This window comes from Pseudomonas sp. FSL R10-0399, assembly GCF_009600165.1.
GTDB classification, from domain to species: Bacteria; Pseudomonadota; Gammaproteobacteria; order Pseudomonadales; family Pseudomonadaceae; genus Aquipseudomonas; species Aquipseudomonas helleri.
Genome location: NZ_WIWK01000243.1, coordinates 1 through 1,466, shown reverse-complemented (window position 1 = coordinate 1,466; position 1,466 = coordinate 1). Strand labels below are relative to the sequence as shown.

Sequence of the window (1,466 nt, the reverse complement as noted above, 5' to 3'; positions counted from 1 at the left end):
GTATCCGTCCGGCGAAGTCATCTACCCGATCCCAACTATAAGGGCGATGGTGTCAGTTCAAAAATACGTGGACACCATCGCCCTTATCGTCAGGATTACTATGCGCCAACGAACCTCTTATCCCAAACCCTTTAAAGCCCAAGTCGTCCAGGAATGCCTGCAACCTGGCGTGTCGATGGCCAGCGTAGCCTTACGCCACGGCATCAACGCCAATCTCGTTCGTAAATGGATACCTGCTTATCGTGATCGTCAGGCGCCGGCGTTGCCCGCTTTCGTTCCGATGAAACTAGAGTCCCGAACCCAGCCCGATCAGCAAGTGTCTGTCAGCATCGAGGTTCCTTTTGGGCAGCAAAAACTCACCTTGAAGTGGCCATCCTCAGATCCTGATGGTTGCGCCCGTTTTATCCGTGAGGTTGCCCAGTGATCCGCATCGACGCTATGCCATGGTGTGTTTTTGGTGGCCGGCTTAAGGCATGCGCAGCAGCGGCCACCCTGCTGTAGCCTCACCCGATAAAGCTTGGCTCGACCCTTTGGAGAGATAAGCATTCTTTTGCCCCATCGGGACTCGAAGTTCTCATCCCATGCAGGGGCGTGAGGGTTTGCAGCGGCCTTGATCTTGATATGTCGCACAATCGGCGTGTCCGAGGCGTCTACTGACGCTTCCGTGTTGGCGCCGATGCCGAATTGATCCAGTTACCGAGATGCCACTGACCCAGTCTGATTCCTCGCGAACCATTTCCTGTGCTGGACTTCTGCCGATTGGAGTTGGGTCAGTCTTGCGTCGGCACGTAGGTCAATTCGGCGTTGGCGCCTATATGTAATGTTCTGCGATACCCCCAACCTGCGCGGCTTATGTATTCTTACGGTGCTTAGCACTATAACCTTCAGCCAACCAGCGGCAGTGGAGGCTCTTCACTTTATCGTGTTTGTGATTGGTTAACCTTATTGGGAGTGATCATGGATGGTTTTGAAAGCGCGTCTAAAAAAGCGCTGGCGTTTCTTCGCCGCAAATTAGGCTTCCAGATGTGTATGGTCACGAGAACTGAGGGCAATGACTGGGCAGTTATTCATCGCGACGATCAAGGCTATGGCGTCGCTCCTGGTGATGTCTTTAATTGGGGCGATTCCTTTTGTAGCGAAATGGTGGAAGGGAATGGTCCCAATATCGCCCCCAATTCAAGTCGAGTGCCGGCCTATGCTGCGTCGGAAATAGGTCGGAAAATTCCGATAGGTGCCTACATAGGCGTGCCCCTTCTACTCTCTGATGGCAGCTTGTTTGGCACCTTGTGTGGCATTGATCCCAAGCCGCAGCCAGACAGCCTTGCTGATAATCAAGATCTGATCGAGTTGGTTGGCAGCATGCTTAGCACGATTTTGCAGATGGAGTTGAAAGCCGACGAGGAAGAACGAAGAGCTGAGCGCTATCAGGCACAAGCAATGACGGATGCGCTTACGGGGCTTTATAA

The 1,466-nt window shown here is 53.1% G+C and carries 2 protein-coding genes; both read left to right on the top strand.

Translation table 11 applies throughout. The features are described 5' to 3' along the window. Positions 1-424, top strand: a 424-nt coding sequence (locus tag GHO41_RS29200) for a transposase (RefSeq protein WP_153435338.1), incomplete at its 5' end; no start/stop codon positions are given. Between the two features lie 533 nt (positions 425-957). Next, positions 958-1,466: GAF domain-containing protein (locus GHO41_RS29190; protein WP_153435337.1), on the top strand; the 509-nt coding region annotated here is incomplete at its 3' end.